A 26,627-nucleotide genomic window follows, 5' to 3' on the forward strand; every position below is an offset into this window, starting at 1 on the left:
TTGAGTAAGTTTTATGAATTACATATAGCTAAAGCTAATGAATATAATTTTGTCTTCGCAGAGTCAGAACGTGATGTTAACACAATCGGTGCCTTTGCTCCTGCGATTAACGCAGCTACTTCAGCATTTGCCATAAAGACTAACGATTTATATAAAATATTTCCCGTTTCGATTGTAGGTACTAATAAAATATCAGCTTGACCTGCTACTTCGCCTGTTAACCCTTTATGTTCTGCTGCTTCAATTGAAATAGCATTATCAAGAGCTAACGGTCCGTCTACTACACAATTTTTAATTTGTCCTCTTGCGTTCATAACTGTTAAAGATGCAGCGTCAATCGTAGCTTGCATTGCAGGATTTACAACTTCAACTGCAGCTAGTACTGCAACTTTAGGGGTTTCTATTCCCACTTTTCTTGCTATATTAACACTATTCTCAATTATTTTTGCTTTTTGTTCTAATGTAGGCGCAATGTTCATGGCAGCGTCTGTCACAATTACAGCTTTTTCTCTACCAGGTACTTCAAACATCGCAACATGTGATAGAACACCCTTATCTCGTAAACCATATTCTTTATTCAAAACTTCTTTTAGAAGTATTGATGTCGAAAGATTTCCTTTCATGACAATAGAAGCATTTTCTAATTTTACAGCTTCTACTGCAAGTTTTGCAGCTTGTTGCATTGAATCAGCATGAACAATTTTCAATCGATTAGCATAGTCCTTATTTATTAAAAGATCTACATACATCTCATGAATAGCTTGTTCATTACCGAAAAGTAAAAAGTTTGCTAAGTCATTTTCTAAAGCTAATGTAACCGCTTCTTTCACTTCTAAATCTTCAGCGATCGCAACTGCTACAGTTTGCCTTGAATGACTTTTAGCTTGTAACATGATATCTGCTAAATTCATTGAAAGCCCTTCCTTTCATCCCCTTACTCTTAATATTAGCAATTAGCGTGCCAACTTTTAAATAAAGAGAGAAATATTTTGAAAAACAGTTGGAAAGTCTTATGAAAAGCCTTACATAATCAATATTCAAATAATTTATTAGCACCAGGTACTAGTAAAAGCCACTAAATACATCATACACTATATTTGAAAAAAATAACAGGAATTGTATGCAGAATAATTCATAGCACGCAAATTATTGCGTGCTATTTTTTGCAGAGTTATATTTATCGAGCTTATAATACAGATTTCTTACTGATATTCCTAATTCTTTAGCGGTTTTCGTTTTATTTCCATTATTTTTATTTAAAACCTGTTCAATCAATTCACCTTCGAAATTAATCACCATATCATCAAGTGAGCCAATGTGGTCTGTTAATGGAACTTTCGGTTCTATTTCATTTTCTTGTTTCACCTGAGTAATGGATGTAATATGTTCAGGTAACATTTGTTTCTCATGTATTTTCATGAAAATGATTGCTCGTCCTAATACATTTTCTAACTCCCTAACATTTCCAGGCCAGTGATACGACTTCAATTTTTTTACAGCAGATGGAGAAATCTGATCTACATTTCGACCATAATCTTGATTTATTTTCGCCAATAATCTTTCACTAATTGGTAAAATATCTTCTAATCGTTCTCTTAGTGCTGGAATCGTAATAGGTAATTTATTTAAACGGTAATACAAATCCTCACGAAACTTTCCTTCTCTAATTGCTTCTTCAAGATGTACATGCGTTGCAGCGATGACTCGTACATTAATTGGAATTGCTTTCGTACCACCAACACGTCTAATTTCCTTTTCTTGCAGTACTCTCAATAGTTTGGCTTGCATAGCAGGTGATAATTCTCCAATTTCATCTAAGAAAATACTACCATTATTCGCTTCTTCAAAAAGACCTCTTTTTCCACCACGCTTTGCCCCTGAAAAAGCACCTTCCTCATAGCCAAATAATTCACTTTCTAATAAGGTTTCTGAGATTGCCGCACAATTTACACGGACAAATTTATTATATTTTCGATCACTTTCATTATGAATCGCGTGCGCAAACAGTTCTTTCCCTGTTCCGGATTCACCTCTTAATAGCACAGTTGCAGGTGTACTAGCAGCTAACTTTGCTTGCATAATTGCTAATTGAATCCCTTCAGATTCTCCAGCAATATCTTCAAAAGAGTATTTTGCCTCTAAAGTTCTAATAATTTGACGAGCACGATGAAGCTCATTTGTTAATTGCGAGATTTCAGAAACATCATGAATAACACCGACGCTTCCTTTTAGTTTCCCATCAACGATTACTGGTGCAACATTTACCAATACATCTCTATTTTGTTTACCAACCTTCATCCTTACACCACGGACAGCCTGCTTTGTTTTCAGTACTTTAACATGAACACTTTCACCTTCTGAAATATCAATCGTTGCATGTTGTCCGATTACTTGTTCACTCGTCAATCCAGTTAATCGAGTATAGGCAGGGTTTATAATCATTCCATTACCTAACTCATCCACAACTGAAATCGCTTCATCAGAACTTTGTATGACAGCCTCGAGCATGCTATATACTTCTTTTAAATTTGTAACTTCCTCTGCTAAGTTGAATACTTCTGTATCATCTTTAAATACCGCGATTGCTCCTTCAAGCTCTCCGTCTTCACGAAAAATCGGAATCCTCGTCGTGAAAATCTTACTTCCATTAATCAAAATATGTTCTTGGTTAATTTCTTTTTTCTTCGTTTGTAATACACGAGGTAATTTACTAGTCGGTACTACCTCAATAATGTCTCTTCCAATTGCATTTTCTTTATCTATTTGTAAAATATTTTCTGCCGATCGGTTAAAAAGTAATATCTTCCCCCACCGGTCTACTACAATCATTCCATCATGAGTATTTTCTAGGATTAATTCTTGTTGTCTTTTCTTATTATTTATTAAATGAAATAAGGATTCTTTTTCTTGTACTAGATTTGCAATAATCTTTGCAACAGAACCCGGAATCGCTAATGTATGTTTTGCTTTATGTTTTAAGATTTCTTGATGTATTGATTCATCTCCAGTTGTATCAAATACAACATCTATATCGTTTTTTAAATGTTCTTTCCATTCCTTCAGAACAGGGATATGTAAACTATTAGCTAAATCGACACCTTTAGCTTCTTTAATAATATCTACTACTGCAACAATCTTAAATAAATCAGAATGCGAAAGTAGTTTTAAAACTGCTGTACCACCAGTTCCCATCCCTATTATCATAACGTTTTGTTTCACATTCGTTCACCTACTAATCCAAACTAATTATTAAGCCATCATATCATTATATATACATAGTTCCATTTGAGTCTATTTCTAAAGTCTTGACAACGCAATTCTTGTATACCATTATGAATAAAGAGAGAATTATACAACTTAATGATTATTTTTATTTTTAAACGGGGGCATCAAACAAAATGAGAGAATCCTTAACTAGAATGCTTGCATTTGTCGTTATACTTATACCCATATCTTTAGCAGTTATCGGAATTAAATTACTTCGAGATACATTGTTTTTAATTCATTCTTTTGGAATACCTTATCTTCCACTTCAACTTTTAATCGGATTAATATCTTTAGGTGCTGGGTTTTATCTAGTCGGAAGCTTCGTACTATTTAGAGACCGTAAGCACGAAAAAGTTCAAGGAAGATTTTTAAAGAGAAAAGTTTAAATGTTTTAGTCAAAATAAAAGTGCTTACAAAAAGTAAGCACTTTTTTATTTTAGAATTTTTCCTCTTAATTGAAATGCTATTTCTGGGTAATCAGTAATAATCGCTGAACATTTCGCATCTATTAATCGTTTCATTATTTTTGAGTCATTTACTGTATATGGTCGAACAGCCACGTTATATTTTAGAGTTTTTTCGATCAAATCATCTGTTATGATGCGATAATTTGGATGAATCGCCCTCGCTTTAAAATCCTCAGCAATTTTCCATGGTTCTTTATTTCTTTTATTATATAATACAGCAGTTTCAATATCCGGTGCCATTAAAGTAAACTTCAACATGCTTTTATGGTTGAACGAAGATAATACAACTCTATTTTCCATTTCAAATGAACGAATTAAGTTTATGACTCGTTCCTCTAAACCATGGTATTCTAATTTATCATTCTTTAATTCAACATTCACACTAAAGTTATTCCCTTGTGCCCATTCAAATACTTCTCTTAAGGTCGGAATCGTGCAATTGTCGAATTGACCCTTAAATTTATAACTAGCATCAAATTGTTTTAATTCTGATAATGTATAGTCTTTTACATATCCTTTTCCATTTGTGGTTCGATTGATTGTTTCATCATGAATGACAACAATCTCTCCATCTTTTGACAGCTGAACATCTAATTCTATCCCATCTGCACCAAGTTTCTCACAAGCAATAAAAGATACCATCGTATTTTCTGGAAAAGTTCCCGCAGCTCCTCTATGTCCAATAATCGCGACCATCAAATACCCCCTGCATTATATATGTACTTTCCTTCTTACCTTATTGTATACTAATTTTACGAAACAAAGGAGGGATAATATGCGTCCATTGCAAATTTCAGCAGAAACAGCAATCTTACTTTCAAAAAAATTAAATGTTCCTTTAGAACAAATTATGCATATGCCACAACACATATTAATGAAAAAGTTAATGGAATTAGACAATCAGGAACCTCAAACAGAAACAGAGGGAAAGTAAATTTTCAAAACCACTATTAGTGGTTTTTTTATTTTATTCACAAATTTAGTCAAAATGAAATGATAGATTAACTTTTTTTAACATTTTCTGACTTTTAATCAATTAAGAATTCAAGTAAAATGTAAAGTATTGTGAAAAGACAAGATTTTATGGAGGTTCTAAACATGTTACCTGATTGGTTAATTGGATTCATCATGGGTTTAGTTGAAGGGTTAACGGAATTTTTACCTGTTTCTTCAACTGGTCACATGATATTAGTTGCTGACTTGTTAAATTTTACTGGTACGAAAGCTACTGTATTTGAAGTAGTTGTTCAACTTGGTTCAATTTTAGCAGTTGTCGTTGTATTTTGGAAACGACTGTGGTCAGTTCTTGGTGTTAAATCAGAAGGATATAGACAAACAAATTTAAATTTAGGTCATATTTTTATCGGAGCAATTCCAGCAGGAATCGTTGGTGTGATTTTCCACGACTTTATTAAAGACGTATTATTTTCACCTGAAACTGTAGTAATCGGATTAGTAGCTGGTGGTATTTTATTAATTGTCGCCGAGAAAGTTTCTAAACACCCTAGATCATCTGACTTGGATCATATCTCATATAAACAAGCTTTTATTATCGGATGCTTCCAAATGCTGGCACTATGGCCAGGGTTTTCACGTTCAGGTTCTACAATTGCCGGTGGATTATTATTTGGATTAGATCGAAAAACATCAGCTGAATTCACATTTATCTTAGCAGTTCCAATGATGATTGCAGCGAGTGGTTTAGATTTAATTAAAAATATGGATATTTTAAGTGCTTCAGATTTACCTTTATTTGCATCAGGTTTTATTACAGCGTTTATTGTTGCATTACTTGCGATTGTAACATTTTTAAAACTACTAGAAAAAGTAAAACTAACAGGCTTTGCTATTTACCGTTTTATCGTAGCAATTGTTTTTACAATCGTATTTATCTTCTAAAAACGACGAAAAGGAACTCCATTTTTTTGGAAGTTCCTTTTTTTGTTATCTATATATTATTATAATGCTCAAGGATTCCTTACTTCTCGAAGCGATTGCAAAGCCTTCCGATATGGAAAAAGGCTATTCGCACAACGTATACGAATAGCCTTTAATATATTTAAGTTAGTTTTTTTAAAAGTAAAATTGTTGTCTATTGGCGAAAGCCCTACCTCTCTTTCGCAATTCGGCTCCAGGGCCGTTCCATTAGGCAGCTTGTTTCACAACAATCTTCACTAACAGATACTACTACCTTTTTAGAACCGGTCGAAATAGCTAGCGCGTCATGGGTACGCCCAATTTTCTTCCTAATTCTCAAGTAATAACATCATATATTTTATTGTAACAGTGGCGCAAAAAATATTATAGCATAGGAAATTTACAAAAGCAAATTCTTCTTCAATTTTATATGTTAAATAACTTATTTTTTTATTTAAATATCTCCTGTGTTTTAAGTTCAGAATGACAAATGAAACATAAAATTATTCAATGAATATTTACTTTATTTAATTACATAATAATTTTTGTAACTAAATCCCTGCATCAAGGAGATTAGATGAATTTATTTTTGAAAGGAAGTAAGATCATTATGGGAATTTTAAGTGGAAATCCACAAGATGAGCCTTTACATTATGGCGAGGTATTTGCATTATGGACGTCATTATCAGTTGCAAAATTTAAATTAGATAGTTATCAAGTATATATTAATCATACTGGTGACGAAGAGTTAAGGGCTTTTTTAAAACAAGTGATTGAAACATCAATTAAACCATCAATTAAGGAACTAGAAGAAGTATTATTACATAACGATATTGCAGTTCCTCCTACGCCAGCAGAGCGACCTGAAGCAGATCTTGAACAAATTCCAGTTGGAGCTAGATTCCAAGACGCTCAAATTGCTTATATTGTTGGTGCAGATATCGCTGCTAGTGTTATAGCTTGTGGCCAAGGAGTTAGCCAATCCATACGTGAAGATATTGGCTTATTATTTGCTCAGATGGGTGCAAAAAAAGCAAAAGACGGTGCAGCATTATTACAAATTACAAAAAATAAAGGTTGGTTAGTTCCACCACCACTTCATCATGAGACAAAACAACAATAGTATTTATTCTACGATATGTTAATTTTTGGTTTTTTGATTTACGAATTCAGAGAGCCCAATTCTTATATGATGAAAACAAAAAACGTTGCCCTTTATAAGGCAACGTTTTACATTTTATAAGTGCTATTGCGATAAATACCGATAATTTCTCGAAAAGTTAGTCGCTATAACGAAGATCATTCATCGGAAACACTGTCAAAAATTTATCGGAATTAACCGTCAAAATTTCTTCGAATTCCCTAATATATTAGTACCTTAGCTAGCTTTATGCTCTAAACGTAATTTATCAGCAACCATTGCGATAAATTCTGAATTCGTTGGTTTTGCTTTTGACATAGAAATAGTGTAGCCAAACAATGTAGAAATACTATCGATATTTCCACGGCTCCAAGCTACTTCAATCGCATGGCGAATCGCGCGTTCTACACGGCTTGCAGTTGTATTAAACTTTTTAGCGATATCTGGGTATAAGACCTTTGTAATTGATCCTAATAGCTCAATATCATTGTATACCATTGAGATTGCTTCACGTAAATACATATAACCTTTAATGTGTGCAGGCACACCAATTTCATGAATGATACTTGTGATGCTAGCATCTAAATTACGTGGCTTACTTTCATAATTAGACACTAAAGATGGTGAATTACGTTTTGTAATTGAACTACCTTTACCAACAACTTGACGAATATTACTGATTAAATGTTCCATATCAAATGGTTTTAAAATGAAATATGAAGCACCTAAATCAACAGCTTTCTTCGTAACATCTTCTTGTCCAAAAGCTGTTAACATGATTACATTTGGAATTTTTTCAACTAATCCAGTACGAAGACGATCTAATACAGCCAACCCGTCTAAATGAGGCATAATAATATCTAAGACAAGTACATCTGGTTTCTTTTCCTTAACTAGAGGTAAGCAATCTTGTCCATTAAATGCTACACCAACCACTTCCATATCTGCTTGTGCGTTAATGTAATTTTCTAACATGATAACAAGCTCTTTATTGTCATCTACTAATAATACTTTTATTTTCTCCACAACCGTTCCTCCCTATATCTTCTATAGTGAATTTCATATCTTATTACCGATTATTTCGACAATAAAAATTTATTTCCTGTTTTTATTATAAATTCTGAATATTTTTATTAATATAGATAGTTTTCCTCAATTTCTTCTAGCATTCGACGATTGTGTTAAAAACTAGTATGTATTAAGTCGAATTTTACATAATATTCATTATATAGAAAATTAAATAGTATGTAAATTTATAATTTTTAATAAAAGGTTACAAAACCATTACAAGATTTTGTAAATTTTAATAAAATTAATATAAAAACTCAATTTTATTTTTAGAAAAAAAATCTTTTATGGTAAAGATTGAAGCTTTTATTTGAAAATTAAAAAGGTGTTGTCGGAACAAAAGATGTTCGACTCCTTTATCTTTTAAAGTGCCATTTAGATTGGTTTTAGAAGCTTTTCAAGAAGAAATAGAATGGAACATGCTAAAACCCCTATTGGAAATGCGAGACACCTGAGATATTACATGCATGAACAAATGTAGGCACTCTTAAAACCACACATCGTCCAGTCGTAACGCATGCATGAACCACATCCTGTGGGGCCCAGGAGGCTCACCACGCGTCCAATGTAATAGTGAGCATCCTGAAGTGGAATACAACACTCTTCTTTTATCAGAGCCACTTAGATTTGTTTTGAGACCAGCCTTTCTACAAGTTGAATGAAACGGAAGGTGCTCGATTCCTATGGGATATGCCGGACAGCTGAGACCCCATAGGAGCTTATGCGACGAGGAGGCTCAGCGCCAGCCACATGGAAAGCGAACATCCTGAAGTGAAATTCAGCATTCTTCTTTCTCAGAGCCACTTAGATTTGGTTTTATATTCCTTTCAAGAAGTTTGAATGGAACGGAAGGTGCTCCACTCCTATGGGAAATGCTGGAAAGCTCAGACCCCACAGGAGCGTATGCGACGAGGAGGCTCAGCGCCAGCCACATGGAAATGGAGCATCCTAAAGTGGGATTTAACACTCTTCATTCTAAAAGCCACTTAGATTTGGTTTTAATTTCAGCTTTTCAAGAAGTTGAATGGAACGGAAGGTGCTCGACTCCTATGGGATATGCTGGACAGCTGAGACCCCACAGGCGTATGCGACGAGGAGGCCCAGCGCCAGCCCCATGGAAAGCGGGCACCTGAAGTGGAATTCAACATCCTTCTTTCTCAGAGCCATTAAGAGTTGTTTTTAACAGAACAAAAAGACACTTAACAATTGTTAAGTGTCTTTTCATCATGATGCTTTCTTATCCTGATAGTCATAAATAGGAACTTTAGCCTCATCAAGCATCCATTCAATATGAACCCCATATCCACTAGTAGAATCGTTTACAAAGACATGCGTAACCGCTCCAATCACTTTACCATTTTGGATAATTGGCGATCCACTCATACCCTGTACAATACCACCAGTTTCCTTCAATAAACGCTTATCTGTGACTTTTAATATAATTCCCTTTGTAGAAGGAAACTTTTGTTGAATACTACTTACAATCTCTATGTCAAATTGCTCAACTTTATTGTCATGAATCACCGTAAGTATTTTAGCCGGTCCTTTTTTAACTTCATTTGATAAAGCAATTGGTAATGGCTCTGACATAACGCCATTGTCAATTTTATCATTCACCTTACCAAAAATACCAAAAGGACTATTTGATGTAATGTTTCCAATTGTTCCTCGATCCATAGCGAAATGAGCAATTTTTTCACCTGGGGACCCATCAGAACCTTTTTCAATTGACGTTACAGTTGAATAAACGATATGACCATCTTCAACTTCAATTGCTTTTCTTGTATCACTATCAGAAATCACATGACCTAATGCACCATATTTCAATGAATTTGGTTCGATGAATGTCATCGTCCCAATTCCTGATGCAGAATCTCTAATATATAAGCCAATACGATAATTATTTTGACCATTGTCTCGAATAGGCTTTAAAAGTTTTGTGTAGTATTTCCCTTCACGTTTTACAACAATTTTAATCGGTTTACCATTTTTACCTGCTTTTTGAATAAAAGGTAATACATCAGACATTTTTTCTATTTGTTTTCCATTCATTTTTATGATCATATCTCCAACTTTAATTCCTGCAATTTCTCCCGGAGATTTTTGACCCTCACTAGTATTCACTAAGTGATGACCTACAACTAAAACACCAACTGAGTTAAGCTTTACTCCTATTGATTGGCCTCCTGGTATTACTCTTAAATTGTTTAATACTTTCACATCTACTTTTTTAATTGGAATATCATTTATCCCAAGGGCAACATCAATTAGATCAGCATGTTGATTTTTACTTTTGATTGTAGATGAGAATACATTTTTTTGATTTATATTAAACGCGCCAATACCAACTATGAATAAAAGGAGAAGAATTTTAATTATTCGTTGAACATTTACATTTTTCACAATCGAATCACTCTCCTAGTGCCAGATTTTTTGTTTCTTAATTCGTGGCTGTATAGTTAATGTTAGCTTCATAAAAGCAAATTATAATTGTAAAAATATAATATAAATCTAAAGGTATAATGTTGTATTAGTATGTTTCAATTCACATTATCCAATTACTAAATTATCAATATTTCCCACAAAAAAAGAGAATATTTAATGTATAGAAAAAAATGTTCTAACATTAAATATTCCCTTATTAAATTCACTGAGATTGGTACTTCGTAGATGTTGCTTGCTCAATCAATTCTTTCGCATGTTGAATCGTCACGTCAGTGATTTCAACACCGGCAATCATCCTCGCGATTTCATTGATTTTCTGCTCATTTTGAAGAGGTGTTACTGATGTTTTTGTGCGATTCCCATCAATGAGCTTCGCAATAAACAAATGAGTATCAGCCATAGAGGCTACTTGTGGTAAATGGGTAATACATAGTACTTGTGAATTAACTGAAACTTTGTGAATCTTTTCAGCAATTGCTTGTGCTACCCTACCACTCACACCAGTATCTACTTCATCAAATATGATGGAAGTAATTCCTTGATGTTTTGTGAAAATACTCTTTAATGCAAGGAACATTCTCGATAATTCCCCACCACTTGCTACTTTAGCTAATGGCTTTAAAGGTTCACCTGGGTTCGTAGAAATATAAAATTCTACAGTATCAAAACCTTCTTTTGTAAATTTAACATGTTGATTATTAAAATATGGATCAGTACTTGAGCCTTCTTCAAATGAAAATACAATTTCAAATGTCGTTTTCTCCATATAGAGCTCTTTTAATTCTTTATGTATATCAGAAGTTAATTGATTAGCAAGTTCTTTTCGTTTCTCAGAGAGCTTTAACCCAACGTCAATTAGACTTTGAGTAGCATTTTGTAGATCCTTCTCTAATTTTTCAATATGCATATCCTTATGCTGAATTTTATCAAGTTCTAGTTCAATTCCCTCGGCATATTTCAAAATATCAGTTACAGTTGTACCATATTTCTTTTTCAGCATTGATATTTCATTCAGACGATTTTCTATTTCATTCAAGCGATTAGGATCGTATTCCATTTCTTCTATAGAATCTCTTAAACGATACGAAATATCCTCCAATAAATAATAGCTACTACTAATGCCTTCATGCATCTCTTTTATATTTTGATCTATCGAAGCAACCGACTCTAATGAATACATACTAGATCGAACAGAGTCTAAACCAGAACCGTCCTGAGATAAACTTTGATATGCTTCTACTAATGATTTATATATCCGTTCAAAATTTGCTATTTTTAGTCTTTCTTCTGTTAGCTGCTCATCTTCATTTTCTTTAAGATTTGCATTTTGAATCTCAGATAATTGAAATTGAATTAAATCTAATCGATGAGCCATTTGCTGTTCATTCTCAGTTAGTTGCTTTAATTGCTTCTTTAAAGAAGAATAATGACTAAAAACACCTTGATAACTTTCAATTAACGGCAATAAACCTTTTCCATCGTACTGTTGTAGCATTGCAAGATGATGTTCGTGATTCATCAAATCCTGACTTTCGTGCTGCCCGTGTATATCAACCAGTAATCCACCAATTTCTTTTAAAATTGTTGTAGTGACTAATTTTCCATTTATTCGGCAAATGCTCTTACCGGAGGCAGTAATATCTCTTTTTAAGATTAACATCTCATCTTCAATATCAAAGCCATGCTCTTTACATCTTATATAAATTGGATGGTTTTCATCTTCAATATGGAATAAACCTTCAATTTCGGCTTTTTCAGTATCGTATCTTACGAATTCAGCAGAACCCCTGCCGCCAAGTAATAAGCCGATTGCATCAATGATGATTGATTTACCTGCACCAGTTTCTCCACTTAAAACAGTTAATCCTTTTTCAAATGAAATAGAAACTTCCTCAATGATTGCAAAGTTTTTAATGATCAGTTCAGATAACAATGAGTTTCTCTCCTCTTATAAAACCTTCACCTTTTAATGTCTAAATTTTAAGATTAATCTTTGTAGAGGCATTAGACATGTACAACTAAAACCAGTTTAACCGTGCTTTTTCTAAGCCCCAACAGATAAATATGTCAACCTTTATTGCAACATGTCAATAAATTTACCTTGTAAAATTTCAGCATCTTCAGGTGAACGACAAATGATTAATATTGTGTCGTCTCCACAAATTGTTCCCATAATATCCGGCCAATCAAGATGATCAATTAAAGCTCCAACTGCATTTGCATTACCAGGTAAAGTTTTCATAACGATTAAATGACTTGAACTATCGATTTTAATAAACGAATCAATTAATAGTCTTTTTAACTTTTGTAATGGGTTAAAACGCTGGTCTGCCGGTAAACTATATTTATAACGACCATCAGATAAAGGAACTTTCACTAAATGTAATTCTTTTATATCACGAGAAATCGTAGCTTGCGTTACTTTAAAGCCCAAATCTCGTAATGATTGTACTAGTTCATCTTGTGTTTCGACTTCATTTTTTGCGATGATTTCACGTATTTTAATATGACGTTGACCTTTATTCATAATACACCTCTTTGCAAATTACGACAAATATCTTACATATGTAAGATTATCTTAACTAATCTAATGTATAATGTATACAGTTTTTTAACCGTTTTCACAAAAACGGTTTTTCTATAGTATTTAAAACAATATTGTTTCTTACTCACATAAGGAAAAAGGAACCTATTATGGTTCCTTTTTGTTATTTCACCTTTTTCAACTCAGAATGTGCTTCTTTCACAATTTCTTTTGTTGTATAAGTTAATTCATTGTCTCCAAGTTCCTTTGAACCTTCCCAATGAAGATGAATTAAAAATTCAATGTTTCCATCTCCACCAGTTATAGGTGAAAAAGTTAGAGCTTTCACATCATATCCTTGTCGTAACGAAAAATCAATCATCATATCGATAACGTCTTCGTGTACTTTCGGCTCTCTGACAATTCCTTTTTTACCAACTTGTTCTCTACCAGCCTCAAATTGAGGCTTTATTAGTGCAACAACATCACTCGAAGCAACTAATAATGTTTTTAGTACAGGTAAGATTAAGCGTAGAGATATAAATGAAACGTCAATAGACGCAAATTGCGGTAGGCCAGCAATTAGATCTTCTGGCTTCACATAACGGAAATTAGTTCGTTCCATTACAATTACACGATCATCTTGTCTTAACTTCCATGCAAGCTGATTATACCCTACATCAAGTGCATAAGATTTTTTTGCACCATTCTGGAGCGCGCAATCAGTAAATCCTCCAGTAGAGGATCCAATATCTATCATAATTTTATCTTCTACAGTGACATTAAACGTTTTTAATGCTTTTTCTAATTTATAACCGCCACGACTAACATATGGCATTACCTCGCCCTTAATTTGGAGAGGTAATTCAATATCAATCTTTTCGCCCGGTTTATCTAGTCTTTGTTCATTTGTATAAACAAGACCTGCCATAATTGCACGTTTTGCTTTTTCACGTGTTTCAATCAATCCACGTTCTACTAAAAGTACGTCAATACGTTCCTTTTTTGCCATGATTATTACATCCTCTTATTTATTACATACCATTTCACGAATTTTTTTAACTGATTCTTCCATCGTTAAATGAATTTCATCTAACAATTTATCTACATCACCATGTTCAACGTATAAATCAGGAATCCCAATTCGATCAACACGTACATTTTGATAGTTATGATCACTTGCGAATTCTAGTACTGCACTACCAAATCCACCTTGTAACATAGCTTCTTCGATCGTTAATATTGGTTTGCCGTTTTTGAATATATCATGTAACATCGCGGTATCCATTGGCTTAATAAATCTGGCATTTACAACTTTCACTGAGATATTTTCTTTCTCTAGTTTTTCAGCTGCATCTAATGCCATTTTGATTGTTGTACCAAATGTTAAAATTACAGCATCAGATCCTTCTCTTAACACTTCCCATGAACCTATTGGAATTTCTTTTAACTGATCATCCATTTGTACACCAATACCATTTCCTCTTGGGAAACGAAGTGCAATAGGACCATCATCATACTTAATTGCAGTATTAACCATATGTTGTCCTTCATTTTCATCCTTAGGCATCATTAAAACTAAATTAGGAATATGACGTAAAAAGGCAATATCAAATACCCCTTGATGAGTCTCCCCATCTGCTCCAACTAAACCAGCTCGATCTATTCCAATAAAAACATTTAAATTTTGTCTACAAATATCATGTAGTACTTGGTCATATGCTCTTTGTAAGAAGGTTGAATAAATTGCTAGAAACGGCTTCATGCCTTGAGTTGCAAGTCCTGCTGCAACCGTTGCGGCGTGTTGTTCAGCAATCCCGACATCAAATATTCGGTCAGGTAGTTGAGCCTGGAAATTCTCTAATTTAGAACCGACTGGCATAGCAGGTGTTAGAGCAACAATTCTTTCATCTTTTAAAGCTAAATTTAATACAGTATCACTGACAAGCTTACTCCATGCAGGTGGCGCTTTATCAGGCTTGATGATTTTACCAGATTCAACTTTATATGGACCTGTTCCATGCCAAGTTCCAATATCATCACTCTCTGCTGGCTTATAACCTTTTCCTTTTTTCGTTAGAACATGAACTAGTACTGGACCTTTTGTTTTCTTGGCATACTCAAGTGTCTCAAATAAGTCTTCGTAATTATGACCATCTACTGGTCCAAAGTACGTAAAGCCCATTTCCTCGAAGAACATCCCTTGAGTTACTAAGTATTTAAGGCTATCCTTTAGCTTTTTAGAAGTACTGGATAATTTGTCACCAATACCAGGAATTTTTTTAATAACTCCTTCAAGCTCACCTTTTGCCCAACGATATTTCCCAGTCGTTCTTAGACGACCTAGAATACTATGTAAAGCACCCACATTTGGCGCAATAGACATTTCATTATCGTTTAAGATCACAATCACATCTTTTTGTTCATGTCCAATATGGTTCATTGCTTCTAAAGCCATACCACCTGTCAGGGCACCATCACCAATTATCGGAACAATATATTCCTTCGTCTTTTTTATATCTCTTGCAATCGCCATACCCATTGCTGCAGATAATGAAGTAGAACTATGGCCCGTTTCCCAAACGTCATGCTCACTTTCAATTCGCTTTGGAAAACCACAAAGTCCTTTAAATTGTCTTAAAGTAGAGAATTCATTCGCTCTACCCGTTAGAATTTTATGTACATAGGATTGATGTCCAACATCCCATAAAAATTTATCCTTTGGCGAGTCAAACACTTTATGTAAGGCAATCGTTAACTCAACTACACCTAAATTTGGTGCAATATGCCCACCTGTTTCGGATAACTGCTGTATAAGAAATTTACGGATTTCTTCGCTTAATAGTTCTAATTCCTCAATCGATTTATTTTTTAAAAAACTTGGATTTTCAATCGTCGTAAGATCCATATTGGATCACTCACCTTCCTAGATGTTAAATCTATTCTAATAAAAATTAATGATTATTTAATACTATCTCTAAAATGATTTTACCATACTTGCAGTTAAACGCTAAGTCTTAGAGTACTAACTCTTAACACCATGTATCATAATACCATTATATTTGAACTCGTAAATAAAAACGTTAAATAATGAAATGAATTGATTCAATATCTTCACGAATTTTTGATTTCTAATTACTTGTCCATACCATTCAATTACATTAAAACAGATAAATGTGAATCTATATACTAAACCTCATACACTTTCATAAAAAGAAAGCCGCTAGCACATTTGTGTTAACGGCTTACATTTCTGTATATTATATTAACAACATTGCGATTAAAGTAGTTACATTATACATAAATGTTTAAATCTATTCAATCATATACATTAGAACTTGTACAATTAGCAGTTAAAAACTACGATTTTCTACAAAGTCACAGATAGAAAGTAATAGATCATCTTTTATACCGCATGCTTTAATATGTTGTTTTGCTTCAAATATGAATGTATGAAGTCGTTTTTTAGCACCTTCAACTGTATATAATTTCACATAAGTTGTCTTATCATTTTCGATGTCACTGCCTACAGGCTTACCTAAAACTTCTTCATCACCGATTACATCTAATATATCGTCTTGAATTTGAAATGCTATGCCTAATTTATATGCGAATTGTGTTAAATGTGATAATTGTTCAGCTGTTGAATTAGCTAAAATGGCACCAGCGATAACAGGATACATAAGCATTTTCCCAGTTTTTCTTTCGTGAATATATTGCAATTCCTCTCCTGATAATTGCTTACTTTCACCATCCATATCATCTACTTGCCCTGCAACCATCCCTTCAGGACCTGCTGCGATTGCTAATTCACTAATCAATCGAATTTTAACTTGATCTGATACATTAGGGTCATTCATTTCCGTAATAAGTTGGAATGCATAAGTAAGTAGGCCGTCTCCTGCTAATACAGCTAAATCCTCACCAAACACTTTATGATTTGTAGGTTTTCCTCTACGAAAATCATCATCATCCATGCACGGTAAATCATCATGAATTAATGAATACGTATGTATCATTTCAAGTGCACAGGCAGGTTTGATACCAATTTCAACATTTTTACAGAACGCATCTAACGTTGCAAATAATAACAAAGGTCGAATGCGTTTACCTCCAGCTTGAAGGGAATATGTCATTGATTCTTTTAATCTTTCTGGCGCTTTTAATTTCTGAACCGATTCAACCATTGATTCACTAACTAATTTACTGGAGTATTCCATAAATTCTTTAAAAGTACTCATGTTTATTCCTCCTCAACAGTAAAAGGAGCTTCTTCACCTTGATCATTTAAAATTGATGTCATTTGTTTTTCAACTTTTGTAAGCTTTTCTTTACAAATTTGAGAAAGCTTAATACCTTCTTGGAAGTATTCGATTGCTTTTTCTAGTGGTACGTCACCTTGTTCTAACTTCTGAACAATTGTTTCAATCTCTTTTATTGCATCTTCAAAAGATAAATCTTTTTGTTCCATTTTTTCATCACTGCTCCTTTACATCAAGTACTTCACAGCTTAATTTCCCATCTGTCATTTGCAACTCGAACTGATCACCGTTTTTCACTTGCTTCACAGATTTCACTAGTTCTTCATTTTCCTTGTATGCTAATGAATATCCTCTTGCCATAACTTTTAACGGGCTAAGGGCATCTAATGTATGTATGACCTTTTCCATCATAAATTGCTTATGTGTAATCAGTCGATTAAATTCTTTTTGTAAGCTCATATGTAATTGTTCGTGTTTTTGTTTTTCAAGCTTGACCCTATTGCTCGGATGATGGATTAGAAGAGAAGAAGTCAATTCTTTATATTGAATCGATTTTCCTTTTACAATTTCATTCATCGACTGTTCTAGTTTCTCTAGTGTTCGATCAAATAGTTCTTGTTTTGGATTTAATAATGAATTTGGATATCTAAATACATAAGATTCTTGAATAGTACTTAATTGCAATTTCTTTTTATCAATTATCGAATTCATTGCTTTATTTAATCTTGCTTCTCGGACTGCAAATTGTTCAAGGATTTCTCGTTGGCTTAAAGATACTAACTCAGCCGCAGCTGTTGGAGTTGGAGCACGCAAATCGGCTACATAATCAGCAATTGTCGTATCTGTTTCATGACCAACTGCAGAAATAATCGGTATTTTCGATTGGAAGATTGCTCTTGCTACTTTTTCATCATTAAACGCCCAAAGTTCTTCAATTGAACCACCACCACGCCCAACAATTAATACATCAATATTGTTTAATTTATTGGCAGTTTCAATAGATTTTACAACAGACGCAGGAGCTCCATCACCTTGCACAAGTGTAGGAATAACAATTATTTTTCCAATAGGATATCTTCTTTGGATTGTTGTAATGATATCTCTTACTGCCGCTCCTGTCGGAGAAGTGGCAACCCCGATTACACTAGGAAAAGAAGGAATCTTTTTCTTAAATTTCTGATCAAAGAGTCCTTCTTCTAATAATTTTTTCTTTAATTGTTCGAATGCAACAAAAAGTCCACCTACACCGTCCGGTTGCATGTCACGAATATAGATTTGATAACTACCAGACTGAGGATATACAGTTATCTCACCTTGGACAATAACCTGCATACCGTCAGTTGGTTGAAAAGCAATTGTTGAATTATAGGATTGGAACATGACTGCAGCAATTCTAGCTCCGTCATCTTTTAAAGTAAAATAAAAATGTCCACTCGAAGAATGACGTTTAAAGTTTGAAATTTCCCCACGAAGCATTATATTTTGTAAATTTCGGTCTGCTTGAAATTTAGCTTTTAAATATTTAGTTAATGCGGTAACTGTAACTGGCAACTTTTCCGTCATGCCGATCCCTCTTTCATTCTTGTGGAGCAATCTTTAAAGCTTCACACCTAAATTGCTTTTATTTTCAATTTGAGATGCTGCCTTTAAAGTATTGTGAAGTAGCATAGTAATCGTCATCGGTCCAACTCCACCTGGTACTGGCGTTATATGACCTGCGATACTTTTCACATTTTCAAAATCTACATCTCCACATAATTTTCCATTTTCGTCTCTGTTCATTCCAACATCGATTACAATGGCACCTTCTTTTATATAATCAGACGTAATTAATTTTGCAACACCAATCGCAACGATTAAAATGTCAGCTTGTTTCGTAATATGTTTTAAATCAGTTGTACGTGAATGAGTATAAGTAACAGTTGCATTTTCATTTAAGAATAATTGGCCAACTGGTTTTCCAACTATATTACTTCGTCCAATTACAACAACGTGTTTTCCACTAATTGGAATATTTGTATTTTCAATTAATTTTAATATACCAAAAGGAGTACATGGTAGTAATGAATCTTGATTTGTCATCATACGTCCGATATTAATCGGATGAAATCCATCAACATCTTTAAATGGTGAAATAGTTTCAATAACTTTCTTCTCAGAAATATGCGCAGGTAAAGGCAATTGTACTAGAATACCATGAATTTTAACATCGTCATTTAGCTTTCTAACAACCGATAACAATTCATCTTCTGAAACAGTCTCTGGTAATTCAATTACTTCTGAGTACATACCTAATTCATTACAAGCTTTATGCTTTGAATTTACGTAAGTTCTTGATGCTGAATTATTTCCAACTAACACAACAGCCAGTCCTGGAATTACTCCTTGGTTTTTTAATTCAGTAACCCCAAGTTTTAATTCCTCACGAATTGATAATGAAATTTCTTTACCATTAATTAATGCTGCTACCATTTTCATTTCCCCCTATGCATGTAAACACTTTATCTATTTAGAATTTTGATAATACCGCATTGATAAATTTACTTGAGTCATCGTCTCCGTAAATTTTGGCAATTTCGATTGCTTCATTAATTGTCACACTTTTTGGAACATCTTCTAAAAAGTCTATCTCAACTAGTGCAATTCGAAGTATATTACGATCGACATTCCCTAAACGATCGATTGTCCAGCTTTCAATATTCGAAGATAATTTATTGTCAATCTCATCTTTGTGTTTTACAAAGTTTGAGACAATTGACTCTAAAAATACATCTTCTTTTTCTTCAGCTTCTTCTAAAACATGCTGTAATGCATCTGAAGCATCCGCCTCACTTAAATCCATTGTAAATAATGTTTGTAATGCAAGTTCTCTTGCTTTTCTACGTTTCATCAAAATAATAAACTCCTTTAAGCTAAATTCACAATTCGTTGCATAGGTAATAACGAATTCTAATTTTTATATAGTAACACGTTATTTTACCATTTTTTTTAATAAGTTCCAACGATGTATATTAACTAATTTTTTATTATTATTAACGTATTTAAGCTAAGTCCATACTTTTTAAAGTATTTTCTACATTTTAACTTAAAATCTAAAAAAATAATAGTTTAATGTATGTGTTTTTTATTATTTTTTTAAGTTTTTTTACACTTCATTTAATTTTAGTGACTAAAACACGAACATTAAATTTTGCGCCGAATAAAAAAAGAGTTCCATATGAATATGGAACTCTTTTTAAACGAAATTAATTAAAGCTCGATTGGAGCTTCTTGCTCTACTTTTGTATCAAATTGAACACCAACTACATGTACATTCACTTCTGATAACTCTAAGCCAGTCATTGTTAATAATGCTTGACGGATGTTATCTTGAACATTACCTGCAACTGTTGGTATTGATTTACCGAATTTAACTAAAATGTAAACATCAATTTTAATTCGCTCTTCTGATAAATCAACGCGAACACCTTTACCATGATATTTCTTACCAATAATTTCTGAAATACCAGATGCAAGATTACCACGCATGCTAGATACGCCTTCTACTTCCGCAGCTGCAATACCAGCAATTACTTCAATAACCTCAGGTGCTATTTCTACTCGGCCAAGAGTCGCGCTACCCATTTCTAACATTTGATTTTCATTCATGTAGATCCCTCCACTTTATCCTTTCGTCACAAGCGCATGTTCCTCAAGGAATTTAGTATTATACTTCCCTTTTACGAAGATTTCATTTTGCAGTAAATTTAAATGGAAAGGAATTGTTGTGTAAATTCCCTCTACTACAAATTCTTCCAGTGCTCTTATCATTATAGCAATTGCTTCGTCTCTTGTCTTGCCATGAACGATAACTTTTGCAATCATTGAGTCATAATATGGCGGAATTGTGTAACCGTTATATACTGCAGAATCAACTCGAACATTAGGACCACCTGGTGGTAAATACGTAATAATTTTACCAGGTGAAGGCATAAAGTTTTTATCAGGATTTTCAGCGTTAATACGACACTCGATCGACCAACCATTTAATTTAACGTCTGCTTGAGTCATTTTTAATGGATGACCTTTTGCAATTAATAATTGTTGTTTAATCAAGTCAATTCCAGAAATATATTCTGTTACTGGATGTTCAACTTGAATACGAGTATTCATTTCCATGAAATAGAAGTTTTTAGTATGTGGCTCATAAATGAACTCAACAGTACCCGCACCCCAGTAATTAACTGCTTCAGCTGCACGTACAGCAGCTAGCCCCATTTTAGCACGAGTTTCCTCATCTAAAACAGGTGATGGAGCTTCTTCTACCAATTTTTGCAAACGACGTTGAATTGTACAATCGCGTTCACCTAAATGAATTGTATTACCATGTTCATCTGCTAAAACTTGAATTTCAACATGTCTAAAGTCTTCGATATATTTTTCAAGGTACACTCCAGGATTACCAAAAGCTGTTTGAGCTTCTTGTTGAGTAATCTGAATACCTTTTTCTAAATCCTTCTCATCTCTAGCTACACGAATACCTTTACCGCCACCACCAGCAGTTGCTTTAATAATGACTGGGTATCCGATTTGTGAAGCGATTTTTTTACCGTCTTCAATACTAGAAATAATACCTTGTGAACCTGGTACAACAGGTACACCTGCTTCTTTCATCGTTTCTCGAGCTACGTCTTTTGTACCCATTTTTGAAATGGAATCAGCAGTAGGTCCGATAAACTTCACATTACACTCTGTACACAATTCTGCAAAACTAGCATTTTCAGATAAGAAACCATAACCTGGATGAATTCCTTCACAACCTGTTAATTTTGCAATACTGATAATATTAGTCATATTTAAATAACTATCTTTTGACAATTTAGGACCGACACAATAAGCCTCGTCAGCCATTTGAACATGTAATGCTTCTTTATCCCCTTCAGAATAAATTGCAACTGTTTCAATATTTAATTCTTTACATGCTCTTATAATACGAATCGCTATTTCCCCACGATTAGCAATTAAAACCTTCTTCATTTCTTCACCTTCTTAAGTAAAGTACTGTAACTTAATCTGTATGTCTATTAGCTTTTTACTAAAAATAATGGTTGGCCGTATTCAACTAACTGGCCATTTTTAGCCAAAATTTCAACAATTTCCCCATCAATTTCAGCTTCGATTTCATTAAATAACTTCATTGCTTCTACGATACATACAATTGAATCACTTTTAATGCGATCACCAACTGCTACATATTCTTTTGAATCTGGTGATGGAGATGCATAGAATGTACCAACCATTGGTGATGTAATTTTATGTAAATTACTTGTATCTTCTTTCACTACTTCTTGTGCAACAGCTTCAGCTGGTTTTTCTAAAGTTGCAACCGGAGCAGATACAACAGGCATTACTTCATGTTGAACTACTGGAGCAGCAGCTTGAGTAACAACAGTTGTTTGTCCACCCTTTTTAATTTTAACGATGGCACCATTATTTTCAAATTCAAACTCATTTATCGTTGTTTGGTCAATTAATTTAATTAATTCTCTAATTTCATGAATTTTCATTTTCATTCACCCCTTAAAAACATATAGTCTAATCTTATAACCTAATACTAAACTTTTCAACAAAATATTTTCCTTGAGCATGTCTCATACTAATTTTAGCCATTTTTCCACCAAATTAATTATCTTATTCTTTACCAAAACTAATTTGTTATAAACTTACGGACTACATATCTATTTTAACGTACAAAAGCACTACCTACAACTTTGTAGACAGTGCTTTGAATGGTCTGACTTTTTGTTTAGTCAAGGCGAGAGTTTTTGTTCAATTTCTATATCTAATATTATAGCCTGCTCTTTGAGGTCATATGTTACGTCCCCCTACAGATAAAGTTGAGCTTTGCTCCACATTGTCAGAGCTGAACAGTCGCCTCCACTTTTCTTTCTGTCTAATTCCGGCTCCTAGCTCCTCGAGGTCATAAGCCAAAAACCAGTAAAGGTAAAAAGCACCTTTTCTGGTTTCTGTCTTATGCTTGTCGGAGCTGACCAGTCGCCTCCACTTTTCTTTTTTACTTAGTCTGGAATGTTACGATTACTAGTTTTTCTCCTAGTACGCTTCTTGCCATTTGGATGATTTCGTTTGCTGCTGCTTTGCTATGTTTTTTTGTTGATTTTACTGATACATTTACTTCGTTGCTGTCAGCGCGTACTAATGCATCTTTGTAACCTGATTCTTTGATCATTGTTTCAACGTCTGCTTCTAGTGCTGTTAATGTTTGAAGTTCTTTTAAGCTTGTAAATGCTTGGCTTTTTTCTTCTGCTGATGCTGTAGCTGAGTCAATCGTTGTTTGAAGTTCTTCTTTTAATTGAGCTCTTTTATCTTCTTGTTCCATACGTTGTTTTAAGAATACTTCATTTGTTGCTTCTTCTTTAGATGTCGTTTCTTTTCCATCATCATTTTTATTTGTGTCATTTGATGGAGTAGAGTCTAAAGAGTTATTACTAGTCATATTCATAATTCCTGCAGTTTTCATTTGATCAGGTGTTGTTACGTAATATACAGATAGTACCACTACTAAACTTAACATTGTTAATAACCAAATCGTTTGTCTTTTCATTTTCATTTTACCTTCTTCCTATTATTTTTTTGGTAGTACAGCGACACGGTGGCTTGGTACATCAAGTAATCTTGTGACAGCTTCTCGTATCATATTTTTTACTGCAAGATTCTCAGCACCTTTAGCGATAATAAGAACCCCTTTTATATCTGGCATTTCTGTTTGCACAATAACTGGAATTTCTTTTTCACCGTCATTTATGATGACGACTTGCGTATCATGGGATTCGTCTTCAATATTCCTTTTCCCACCTTGCTTGTCTACTTCTTCCGTCTGTTGTGTACGATCAGTTCTATTAAATTGGTATACATTTTTTTCGCTGCCGTCTACATTCACTTCAACTTTTACTTTGCTAACGCCAGCCATTTGATTTAAAGTTTCTGTTAACTGTTGTTCATATTTATTTTCAAAATCATTTATACTTCCTGATGATTTTTCACCACCGAGTTTAAGAGTTTCAACAGCTTCTTCGTTATTTTTAGGACTTGCAGTTGTTTCAGTTGAAATCGGTGAAAGCATCGAATTGGTTTTACCAGTTGAATTTGCAAATAGACTACTTGCGATCATCCAACAAACTCCAAGTCCGAGTAGAGCTAGTACATATTTCCTCGTGAGTTTAAATGGACTATGCTCTTTGTCAGAAGAGGTATTTTCATCTTTGTTTCCTTTTAAAAAGTCTGCTAGTTTTATTGGTGGTATTTTCTTTTTCATTTGCCATTACTCCCCTCCTTCCATCTTAACTTCGATTTGCTTGTCCTCAAGTTGCCATCTATCTGCTAAAAAATTCTGTAGTTCTTGTTGTTTAATTTTTTCGCTGTCTGTTTGGATCGGCTCAGTTGTATTAACACTTACTTCTTGAACAGGTTCTACATTGCTTGTCTCATCTTTTTTGGCGCTTACATAAACTGTTACCTTGGATAAATCTTGTGCAGTTTTAATTGTTGTTACGCCTTCTTTTACTTCTAACTCAACGTTTGTAATAACCTGTTTGAAATCCTGTGTAATGTTTTCTTCAACTTCTTTTTTCATTTGGACAGCCATTTGTTTTAATATATATGCACGTTCTGTTGCTTGTATTTCATTTTTCTTATTATTTATTTCATTTTTTATTTCACCACTTGCTTCATATGTCGTTGACTGGTATCCGGCAAGCACTTCTTTTATATTCACTTTAAATAATTGAAAAATTGGTTGGAGCATCATGACAATTAATAATAGACTTGCAACAAAACGAACATATTTTGCTAATCCAGTATTCGGAATTAACATCATGATAATAGTTGCAATTAAGATATAGACGATTATGTTTGATACCCATTGAATAAAGAAATCCATCTTCACACCTACCTAAACATAACGACAATATTTCCTGCCGCAATGATTAATGTCATACTTAAGAAAAACATTAATGATACAATCGCTAAACAAACAAATAAGTAGATGACACTTTTTCCAATCACATCAATCGTACTAATGATTGCTTTACTGCCTACTGGTTGAAGAATGGCAGCTGAAAATTTATAAATAAGTGCCAAAACTAATATTTTCAATGCTGGAAAGACAATGATCGCAAGCATCGTGACTAATCCGACGATCCCGACAGTATTTTTTAATAGAAGTGAAGCACTGATAACAGTATCTGTTACATCCGCAAACACCTTACCGACTACCGGGATAAAATTACTCGTCACAAATTTTGCGGTTTTGATAGCTACACCATCAGTTACAGCAGTTGTCATACCTTGTACACTTAACACACCGAGGAAAATTGTTAAAAAAATACCAAGTACACCTACAGCTATATTTCTAATTAATGCTGCTAGTTTCGTAACTTGGAGTTCATCATTGATAATACTGACAATACTTAAAATCGTTGAAACGAGAATAAGAGGTAATACAAAATAGGTTACTAATAATCCACTTGTATGCATTAAAAAGATTAGAATCGGATGAAAGAACCCAACTGAGATTACTCCACCTGAAGTCGCAATTAATGCTAATAAAATTGGAATTAATGCTCTTAAAAAGTTAATCATCATTGTGATTGCTTCTTGAGTTGCTTGTGTGGCTATATAAAAACTATTTAAAGCAAATACAACAAGCACTAAAAACACAACACTGTCAGCGATTTTGCTAATCGAACTTTTTTCAAATGCATTTTGCAATGATTGTAGTAGTGAACTAAAAATGACGAGCATGATCAGTATCCCAAGTATTTTTCCATTACTTAAAAGCTCAAAAAATAAATATTTACCAAAGGCGATAAACCATTCTTGAATTGAAAACTTCTTTTCTCCTTTAATAAATTCAATAAAATCTCCTTTTTGACTTTCTGGAAGAAATCCACCATATTTCGTTACTACTTCATCCCAGTATTGCTGAACTTCATCAATACCGAGTTTTTTGATTTGTTCATTGACAATTTCAGCAGGTGGAGGAGCAGCTTGTACATTTTTTGGGATAAAAAAAAGGAGAAAAAGGAAAAGAAGAAAAAATTGAATCTTATATTTCATAAAGTCCTCCTTCCCTCTTTATTAAGAAATTTTAGGTAAAAAACTTAATATTGTTTCGATTAATGCTGTTAATATTGGAACTGCTAAAACTAAAATTAGCACTTTTCCACCTAATTCAATTTTGGAGGCAATTGCACCTTGCCCAGCATCTTTTGTTATTTGAACGCCAAATTCGGCGATATACGCAATTCCAATAATTTTCAATAAAGTCTCTACATAAACGTTTTTTATACTTGCTTGATTCGCTAATTTTTGAATTTCATCTAATAAAAATTGAACTTTATCTAATAAGAATAAAAATAATACGCAGCTGATAAACACTGTAATAGCCAAATTAAATTTATCCATTTTAAATTGATTTAAAAGGAGAATTAAAAATGTAGCACATAACCCGATGCCAACAATCTGGATGATTTCCATTA

General features: G+C 33.5%; 25 protein-coding genes and 1 pseudogene. 4 read left to right on the forward strand and 22 right to left on the reverse strand.

Annotation, left to right across the window (positions count from 1 at the left end):
- Window positions 1-11: 11 nt before the first annotated feature.
- A complete protein-coding gene (gene yqiS, locus ABID96_RS13715) occupies window positions 12-911 on the reverse strand; it encodes a phosphate butyryltransferase (RefSeq protein WP_087998999.1) in 900 nt (299 codons plus the stop codon).
- Between the two features lie 235 nt (window positions 912-1,146).
- On the reverse strand, window positions 1,147-3,219 hold the full coding sequence (locus ABID96_RS13720) for a sigma 54-interacting transcriptional regulator (RefSeq protein ID WP_192602524.1): 2,073 nt from the start codon (window positions 3,217-3,219) through the stop codon (window positions 1,147-1,149).
- Between the two features lie 179 nt (window positions 3,220-3,398).
- On the opposite strand from ABID96_RS13720, the gene ABID96_RS13725 reads away from it, so the two are divergent.
- Complete coding sequence (locus tag ABID96_RS13725) at window positions 3,399-3,653, forward strand: DUF2627 family protein (RefSeq protein ID WP_192602525.1); 255 nt, start codon at window positions 3,399-3,401, stop codon at window positions 3,651-3,653.
- 45 nt (window positions 3,654-3,698) lie between these two features.
- On the opposite strand, the gene ABID96_RS13730 is transcribed toward ABID96_RS13725, so the two are convergent.
- Complete coding sequence (locus ABID96_RS13730) at window positions 3,699-4,430, reverse strand: glycerophosphodiester phosphodiesterase (RefSeq protein ID WP_192602526.1); 732 nt, start codon at window positions 4,428-4,430, stop codon at window positions 3,699-3,701.
- Window positions 4,431-4,509: 79 nt separating this feature from the next.
- Here ABID96_RS13730 and ABID96_RS13735 point away from each other — a divergent pair, with 79 nt between their 5' ends.
- The 3 genes from ABID96_RS13735 (at window position 4,510) to ABID96_RS13745 (ending at window position 6,774) form a co-directional block, all read left to right on the forward strand.
- Window positions 4,510-4,668 (forward strand): YycC family protein, encoded by a 159-nt coding sequence (locus ABID96_RS13735; protein ID WP_087998995.1) that lies wholly within the window; start codon window positions 4,510-4,512, stop codon window positions 4,666-4,668.
- A gap of 164 nt (window positions 4,669-4,832) precedes the next feature.
- Entirely contained in the window at window positions 4,833-5,633 is an 801-nt protein-coding gene (gene bacA / locus ABID96_RS13740) for an undecaprenyl-diphosphate phosphatase (RefSeq protein WP_087998994.1), read from the forward strand.
- A 628-nt stretch (window positions 5,634-6,261) separates the two neighbouring features.
- On the forward strand, window positions 6,262-6,774 hold the full coding sequence (locus tag ABID96_RS13745) for a DUF3231 family protein (RefSeq protein ID WP_192603146.1): 513 nt from the start codon (window positions 6,262-6,264) through the stop codon (window positions 6,772-6,774).
- Window positions 6,775-7,029: 255 nt separating this feature from the next.
- On the opposite strand, the gene spo0A is transcribed toward ABID96_RS13745, so the two are convergent.
- The 19 genes and pseudogenes from spo0A to spoIIIAD form a co-directional block, all read right to left on the reverse strand.
- Window positions 7,030-7,818, reverse strand: coding sequence for a sporulation transcription factor Spo0A (gene spo0A, locus ABID96_RS13750; protein ID WP_192602527.1), 789 nt, complete (start codon window positions 7,816-7,818; stop codon window positions 7,030-7,032).
- Between the two features lie 1,266 nt (window positions 7,819-9,084).
- A pseudogene (spoIVB, locus tag ABID96_RS13755) lies at window positions 9,085-10,212 on the reverse strand (SpoIVB peptidase); the annotation flags it as partial.
- Window positions 10,213-10,507: 295 nt separating this feature from the next.
- A complete protein-coding gene (gene recN, locus ABID96_RS13760; RefSeq protein WP_192602529.1) occupies window positions 10,508-12,238 on the reverse strand; it encodes a DNA repair protein RecN in 1,731 nt (576 codons plus the stop codon).
- Between the two features lie 141 nt (window positions 12,239-12,379).
- Window positions 12,380-12,832, reverse strand: coding sequence for a transcriptional regulator AhrC/ArgR (gene ahrC / locus ABID96_RS13765; RefSeq protein ID WP_192602530.1), 453 nt, complete (start codon window positions 12,830-12,832; stop codon window positions 12,380-12,382).
- A gap of 181 nt (window positions 12,833-13,013) precedes the next feature.
- Window positions 13,014-13,844: a TlyA family RNA methyltransferase gene (locus ABID96_RS13770; protein WP_192603147.1), complete on the reverse strand. Its 831-nt coding sequence runs from the start codon at window positions 13,842-13,844 to the stop codon at window positions 13,014-13,016.
- 12 nt (window positions 13,845-13,856) lie between these two features.
- Window positions 13,857-15,737, reverse strand: coding sequence for a 1-deoxy-D-xylulose-5-phosphate synthase (gene dxs, locus ABID96_RS13775; protein WP_192602531.1), 1,881 nt, complete (start codon window positions 15,735-15,737; stop codon window positions 13,857-13,859).
- Between the two features lie 445 nt (window positions 15,738-16,182).
- Entirely contained in the window at window positions 16,183-17,070 is an 888-nt protein-coding gene (locus tag ABID96_RS13780) for a polyprenyl synthetase family protein (protein WP_192602532.1), read from the reverse strand.
- 2 nt (window positions 17,071-17,072) lie between these two features.
- Entirely contained in the window at window positions 17,073-17,300 is a 228-nt protein-coding gene (locus ABID96_RS13785) for an exodeoxyribonuclease VII small subunit (RefSeq protein ID WP_192602533.1), read from the reverse strand.
- A gap of 7 nt (window positions 17,301-17,307) precedes the next feature.
- On the reverse strand, window positions 17,308-18,654 hold the full coding sequence (gene xseA, locus ABID96_RS13790) for an exodeoxyribonuclease VII large subunit (protein ID WP_192602534.1): 1,347 nt from the start codon (window positions 18,652-18,654) through the stop codon (window positions 17,308-17,310).
- A 33-nt stretch (window positions 18,655-18,687) separates the two neighbouring features.
- The gene (folD, locus tag ABID96_RS13795) at window positions 18,688-19,563 is read right to left on the reverse strand and encodes a bifunctional methylenetetrahydrofolate dehydrogenase/methenyltetrahydrofolate cyclohydrolase FolD (protein ID WP_192602535.1); all 876 of its coding nucleotides are present in this window, start codon (window positions 19,561-19,563) and stop codon (window positions 18,688-18,690) included.
- A gap of 37 nt (window positions 19,564-19,600) precedes the next feature.
- Window positions 19,601-19,981 carry a transcription antitermination factor NusB gene (nusB, locus tag ABID96_RS13800; RefSeq protein WP_192603148.1) on the reverse strand — a complete coding sequence of 127 codons (381 nt, stop codon included), beginning with the start codon at window positions 19,979-19,981 and terminating at the stop codon, window positions 19,601-19,603.
- 359 nt (window positions 19,982-20,340) lie between these two features.
- Window positions 20,341-20,739, reverse strand: a complete 399-nt coding sequence (locus tag ABID96_RS13805; RefSeq protein WP_087998981.1) for an Asp23/Gls24 family envelope stress response protein — start codon at window positions 20,737-20,739, stop codon at window positions 20,341-20,343.
- Window positions 20,740-20,754: 15 nt separating this feature from the next.
- A complete protein-coding gene (gene accC / locus ABID96_RS13810) occupies window positions 20,755-22,107 on the reverse strand; it encodes an acetyl-CoA carboxylase biotin carboxylase subunit (RefSeq protein ID WP_192602536.1) in 1,353 nt (450 codons plus the stop codon).
- A gap of 47 nt (window positions 22,108-22,154) precedes the next feature.
- Window positions 22,155-22,637, reverse strand: a complete 483-nt coding sequence (gene accB, locus ABID96_RS13815) for an acetyl-CoA carboxylase biotin carboxyl carrier protein (protein ID WP_192602537.1) — start codon at window positions 22,635-22,637, stop codon at window positions 22,155-22,157.
- 506 nt (window positions 22,638-23,143) lie between these two features.
- Window positions 23,144-23,698, reverse strand: coding sequence for a SpoIIIAH-like family protein (locus ABID96_RS13820; protein ID WP_192602538.1), 555 nt, complete (start codon window positions 23,696-23,698; stop codon window positions 23,144-23,146).
- Window positions 23,699-23,713: 15 nt separating this feature from the next.
- A complete protein-coding gene (spoIIIAG, locus tag ABID96_RS13825; RefSeq protein WP_192602539.1) occupies window positions 23,714-24,403 on the reverse strand; it encodes a stage III sporulation protein AG in 690 nt (229 codons plus the stop codon).
- A gap of 6 nt (window positions 24,404-24,409) precedes the next feature.
- On the reverse strand, window positions 24,410-25,027 hold the full coding sequence (spoIIIAF, locus tag ABID96_RS13830; protein ID WP_192602540.1) for a stage III sporulation protein AF: 618 nt from the start codon (window positions 25,025-25,027) through the stop codon (window positions 24,410-24,412).
- 8 nt (window positions 25,028-25,035) lie between these two features.
- Entirely contained in the window at window positions 25,036-26,205 is a 1,170-nt protein-coding gene (gene spoIIIAE / locus ABID96_RS13835; protein WP_192602541.1) for a stage III sporulation protein AE, read from the reverse strand.
- Between the two features lie 21 nt (window positions 26,206-26,226).
- On the reverse strand, window positions 26,227-26,625 hold the full coding sequence (spoIIIAD, locus tag ABID96_RS13840) for a stage III sporulation protein AD (protein ID WP_174567275.1): 399 nt from the start codon (window positions 26,623-26,625) through the stop codon (window positions 26,227-26,229).
- Window positions 26,626-26,627: the final 2 nt, after the last annotated feature.

The sequence above is a fragment of the Gottfriedia sp. OAE603 genome, assembly GCF_040543965.1.
In the GTDB taxonomy this organism is placed as follows: Bacteria; Bacillota; Bacilli; order Bacillales; family Bacillaceae_G; genus Gottfriedia; species Gottfriedia solisilvae.